The sequence below is a fragment of the Mesorhizobium sp. M7A.F.Ca.CA.004.12.1.1 genome (assembly GCF_003997835.1).
Classification (GTDB): Bacteria; Pseudomonadota; Alphaproteobacteria; order Rhizobiales; family Rhizobiaceae; genus Mesorhizobium.
Genome location: NZ_RZRK01000453.1, coordinates 1 through 5,127, shown reverse-complemented (window position 1 = coordinate 5,127; position 5,127 = coordinate 1). Strand labels below are relative to the sequence as shown.

The window sequence follows — 5,127 nt, the reverse complement described above, 5'->3', positions numbered from 1 at the left end:
GCCGTTGCATGTGCCGCAGTTGTTGCAGGCCGGCCGACCGTCATAATCCTCGGAGATCGCCGCAGCCTCGACCGGCCACCAGTGCCAGTCAAGCGCATCGAAACCGGAAGCAAGGCGCTTCGCCACCTTGGACACAGGCATCGGCGGGGTCGGACAGCGGTCTCGTGGCGGCATGGCCAGGTCGCCGGCAAGGCCCGACACGCCGACGAGCTTGTCGGCCTGCTCGTAAAAGGAGGCGAGATCCTCATACGTGATCGGCCAGTCCGGCTGAAGACCATGCTCCGTGCCCTTGCGGAAATCGGAAGGACGATAGCGTGGCCAGATTGCGCCATAGACATTGGTTGACCCGCCGACGGCATTCCACATCAGGATTTGCGAGGAGTCCGAATTGACGGGGAAATCGTCCGGATGGCTGCGCTTGTTGACGTCCGGGCTCCAGTTGGTCCGGCGCTGCCACGACCAGTCGGAATGGAGATGCGGATGGTCTTTCGCCTCCACCCAGGATCCCTGTTCCAGGCAGACGACATCGAGACCGGCTTCTGCAAGTGTCAGTGCTGCCAAGGATCCTGTCGCGCCGGCGCCCACTATCAATACGTCACAGATGCGATCTGTTGTCATCTTTCCAATCCCCAGCGATCTGTCATTACCGTGTCCAGCCCGAGCGGCGACGTGTCGACGGGCCTGACCTTTTCGGTCTCCAGGTAATGGCCGCGCCGATGGGCTGGCTGGTCCCGGTTGAAATCGAAAGGCGCCATGTCGTAGCCGGTCAGATGGGGCCGGTGGGAGTACGGACGCCCCGTGTTCCGAATGGCCTCGATGACGAAGGGCGTTTCGTAATAAGCGAGTGTCACCGCCGTGTAGATCTTGTCGAAAAGCTCCGCGTCGGCTTGCTCGAAGACCTTGACGGCCGCGATGCGGGTGTCGCCATTGCTGCTTGAAAGGCCACCCCTTTCCCAGCCCAGCAGATCGGCCAGTGCCGTAGTCTGCACGTCGCTCCAATCCGCAAAGAGGCGCATCGACACGATGCCGTGCACGCCGGCCTCGGACGCGGAGGGCCAACTCTCGTTGCCAGGGATCAGTTCATCGACAAGAGCGCGGATCATCCGCGTTCTCTCAGGTGGAGAAAGCGGCGAATTCCGTTCGCCGGCAAGAGCATGCGATTGAGGGCTCATGCCGCACCTGCCTTTCGATCGATCGTGACGGTGATCATCTTGAGTTCGGTCATGGCTTCCATCGTGTGCACGCCGCCCAGTCGGCCGATGCCGCTCTTGGTGCCGCTTCCGCCGCCGAAGGGCAGGTGAATTTCCCACCATGTGCTGCCGGCATTGATATTGACGATCCCGGCGGGGATCGCCCTGGCGACCGAAACACCCCGCGCCACATTCGCCGTGAAGACGCCGACCGACAGGCCATATTCGCTGTCGAGCGCCAGATCGAGCGCTTCAGCCTCGTTCTTGAAAGTGAGAACGGGCACGACGGGGCCGAAGGTTTCCTCGCGATTGAGTTTCATCTCGCGCGTGACGCCGGTAATGATCGTCGGCTCGAAAAACAGCCCGCTGCCGAGATCGGGGCGCGGCTTGCCGCCACAGAGCACCTTGGCACCCTGCGCGATTGCGTCATCGATGTGCTCCTTGACCTTGGCTGCGACCTTCGCGTTGTTCAGCGGCCCCATGGTCGTTCCCTGGTGGAAGGGATCACCAAGCACATGTTTTTGCGCATGGGCGACGAGCTTTTCGCAGAGGCTTTCGGCAACCGACTGATGAGCGAGAACGCGGCCCGTCGCGGCGCAGACCTGACCGGCGTTGAAGAATGCGCCGCCGGCCGCGGCGGCGGCCGCCGCGTCAAGATCAGCGTCCTCGAAAACGATCACCGGGCCGTTGCCGCCCAGTTCCAGGAGCAGCGGCTTGCCGGCGCCGCGCTCGGCGATTTTCTTGCCGGTCGCCGCGCTGCCCGTAAAGCCGATTGCCGCGACGTCGGGATGAACCACGACGGCGTCGCCGGCGGTAGCGCCTTCACCGATGACCAGATTGATGACGCCGGCGGGAAGACCGGCGCCGTCGATTACCTCCATCAAGGCACAGGCGACCAGCGAGGTCGACGGGGCGGGCACCCAGACGATGGTGTTGCCGGTCGCAATGCCCGGTGCCAGATATTCGACGGGGATGTTGACCGGGAAGTTCCAAGGGGTAATGACTCCGTAGACCCCGCGCGGCTGGCGGATCGTCATGACGAGCTTCGTCGGATCCTCGGCGGGCAAGGTCTGGCCACCCAGCTGCTTGACGAGTTCGGATGCGAGCCGGAAGCCGTCGGCGGCCTTGCCGACCTCACCCATGGCCTCGGCAAGAACTTTGCCCTGCTCGGTCGACAGGAGGCGTGCGATCTTTTCTTGAGCCGCGTCGATTGCCGAGGCGATGGCAACGCAGATCGCGGCGCGCTTGAAAACCGGCATGCCGGCCCATGTCGGCGCGGCTGCTTTTGCAGCCGCGACAGCCCGTTGTACCGTCTCGCGGCCTGATCGCGGCAACTGGGCAATGGTCTCCCCGGTTGCGGGATTGACCGCCGGCATGGTGTCCGGCTCCGTCTGCCATTCGGCCGCCGCAGCGAGCGTTTGATCATCGGTACCGATATCCTGGCCCGCGATGACCAGACCGGCGGCAAAGATACGTTCAGGCGCAACGACAATCTCGCCGCGCGTGTCTTCAAGGGAAAACGCGCCATTACGCAATTCGAGGATGCTCGCATCCCCGGCCGAGCCAATCTTGAATGTTCCAAGCTCTGGGCGCTGCAATGCCTTGGCCGCATTGACGGTCGAGGCTGCGATGATGTCGTTGATCGACATGCCGAGCGCAAGGAATTTCGAAAGCGTCGTAACCTGGTCGTAGGCCGGACCCTCGATGCAGAGCGCATGAACATCGGAGGAGATGGTGTCCGGCTGGAAGCCTTGCGCCATCATCGCGCGCGCCGTTTTCCAGGAGAAGGAGCCCATCCCGTGGCCGATATCGAAAAGGACGCCTCGTTCCCTCGCCTCGAGGATTTCCGGCTTGATCTTGCCTGCGCCGTCGATGGGCGCATTAGGGAAGGGTCGAAAACAATGGGTCAGTACATCGCCAGCTCGCAGGCGCGAGACGACGGCCTCGTAGGAAGGGGGTGGCTCATCGATATGGGCCATCAATGGCAGGCCCGTCTCGTCGGCGACCTGCAGGGCGACATCGAGAGGCTGGATACCGGCGGGGCCAGAGGCGTGGCGACCGATGCGCACCTTCACCCCGATGATTATGTCGCGGTTGGCGTTGATGACCTCGACGGCCTCGCGGCCGGCAAGAAGCCGCATGTCATGGCTTTCGCCGATCATGATGTTCTTTGCAAAACCATAGATGCCGGCGAAGGAGATATGCAGGTAGACGAGAATGCGAGCCGTGCTTCGCTCGATCACATGCTTGCGAAATCCGGGGAAATTTCCCGGTCCGGCACTTCCCGTGTCGACGCAGGTCGAAACCGCGCTCTTGCGGGCAAACGCGTCCGGATCCACCCCAAGCGACGTCCCGCCCCAGTAAACATGCGTGTGCAGATCGATCAGGCCGGGCGTTACGATAAGGCCCGCTACGTTTCGTTCTTCGGTTCCAGAAAGACCGTTACCGACGGCGGCGACCTTTCCTGCGGCGAAGGCGACATCGGTGACCTGGTCGATACCCTGGGAAGGATCGATGACGCGACCATTTTTCAAAACGAGATCATAAGGCATGAATTCGGCTTTCGGTTTCCAAGAAGCGCTGATTGATACGGGTGCCGTCCTCGGTGGCGAAATAGCGGACAGCGTCCGGGCTCGCGCAGAGAGTGATGCGTTCGCCCGCGGACAGGCCCGACGCATCGCTGCAGGTTGCCCGGACGATGTGGCCGGCAACGTCGACATCGAGGAACTGGAAAGGCCCGGCGGGCTCGATCAGCACGAGTTCGCCCGAAAGGGTGAGACCACCATTACCGCGCGCCGCCGGCTTCAGGTCGTGGGGACGCACGCCAAGAATCCGGTCAGAACTCCCGCCACAGAGATTGGCGGGCAGGAAGTTCATTTGCGGGCTGCCGATAAACCCGGCGACGAACTGGTTGGCGGGAGCCGAATAGACCTCCATCGGCGGTCCGAACTGCTGCACGACGCCGTCCTTCATCACTGCGATCCGGTCCGACAGCACCATGGCCTCTTCCTGATCGTGGGTGACGAAGATGACGGTAATGCCGAGCGCTTTCTGGAGGCGTCGGATCTCGGTGCGCATGCGCACCCGCAGCGAGGCGTCGAGATTTGACAGCGGCTCATCCATGAGAAGGACAGAAGGGTTCCTGACGATCGCGCGGCCAACGGCAACGCGCTGGCGCTGGCCGCCGGAAAGCGCCGCCGGCGGGCGATCGAGAAGGGCCTCGATGCCCAGAACATCGGCTGCCCAGGCTACCTGCTTGCCTACGGTCGCTTCGTCCAGCTTCTGCTGGCGCAATGGAAAGGCGATGTTTTCGCGCACCGTCATGTGCGGGTAGAGCGCGTAATCCTGGAAGACCAGCGCGATGTTGCGTTCACGCGGACCGAGCTCCGAAATCTCCTTGTCGTCGAAGCGGATGGATCCCTCGTCGATATCCTCCAGGCCGGCGATGCAAAACAGCAAAGTCGATTTCCCGCACCCCGACGGTCCGAGGAAGGAAATGAACTCGCCATCGTTGATCGTAAGATCGAGACCCTTCAAAACAGCTATCGCCCCGAACCGCTTGGTAAGGCCGGCAATCTTGATCGACGCCATGCTTGAAGCTCCTTTCAGCCCTTGACCGCGCCGGAAAGCGCACCCTGGACGAGGTAACGTTGGAAGAAGAAGGCAACGGCCACAGGCGGCAGGATGGCAAGCACGCTGGCCGCAAAGAGCGGTCCGTATTCATAGAAACGGGCCTGGTTGAGAAAGCCTGCGATGACGACGGGGATTGTCTGCGTCTTGGGGGTCGAGGTCAGGATCATGGCAAAGAGAAACTCGTTCCAGGACACGAGGAAGCAGAAGATCAGCGCCGCGACGATAGCCGGCCGCACCACGGGCACCAGAACCTTGCGGAACATCGTCCAGCGACTGCAGCCGTCGATCTGTGCCGCGCGCTCAA

Annotated in this window: 4 protein-coding genes and 2 pseudogenes; all 6 read right to left on the bottom strand. The window is 62.5% G+C overall.

What is annotated here, in order from left to right:
* The coding region (locus EN984_RS22225) for an FAD-dependent oxidoreductase (protein WP_164765577.1) at nucleotides 1–618 on the bottom strand (618 nt) is incomplete at its 3' end.
* Nucleotides 615–1,103 (bottom strand): hypothetical protein, encoded by a 489-nt coding sequence (locus EN984_RS22220; RefSeq protein WP_127270351.1) that lies wholly within the window; start codon nucleotides 1,101–1,103, stop codon nucleotides 615–617. The genes EN984_RS22220 and EN984_RS22225, both read right to left, overlap by 4 nt.
* A 65-nt stretch (nucleotides 1,104–1,168) precedes the next feature.
* Nucleotides 1,169–2,563 (bottom strand): annotated as a pseudogene (locus EN984_RS38250) (aldehyde dehydrogenase family protein); the annotation flags it as partial.
* 66 nt (nucleotides 2,564–2,629) lie between these two features.
* Nucleotides 2,630–3,742: pseudogene (locus EN984_RS38925) on the bottom strand (amidohydrolase/deacetylase family metallohydrolase); the annotation flags it as partial.
* Nucleotides 3,732–4,781 (bottom strand): ABC transporter ATP-binding protein, encoded by a 1,050-nt coding sequence (locus tag EN984_RS22210; RefSeq protein WP_127267308.1) that lies wholly within the window; start codon nucleotides 4,779–4,781, stop codon nucleotides 3,732–3,734. The gene EN984_RS22210 and the pseudogene EN984_RS38925, both read right to left, overlap by 11 nt.
* Before the next feature lie 14 nt (nucleotides 4,782–4,795).
* The coding region (locus EN984_RS22205; protein ID WP_164765576.1) for a carbohydrate ABC transporter permease at nucleotides 4,796–5,127 on the bottom strand (332 nt) is incomplete at its 5' end.

Coding starts and splice junctions, on each gene's coding strand:
- EN984_RS22220 (WP_127270351.1), bottom strand. CDS start 1,103: ATGATCCGCGCTCTTGTCGATGAACTGATCCCTGGCAACGAGAGTTGG.
- EN984_RS22210 (WP_127267308.1), bottom strand. CDS start 4,781: ATGGCGTCGATCAAGATTGCCGGCCTTACCAAGCGGTTCGGGGCGATA.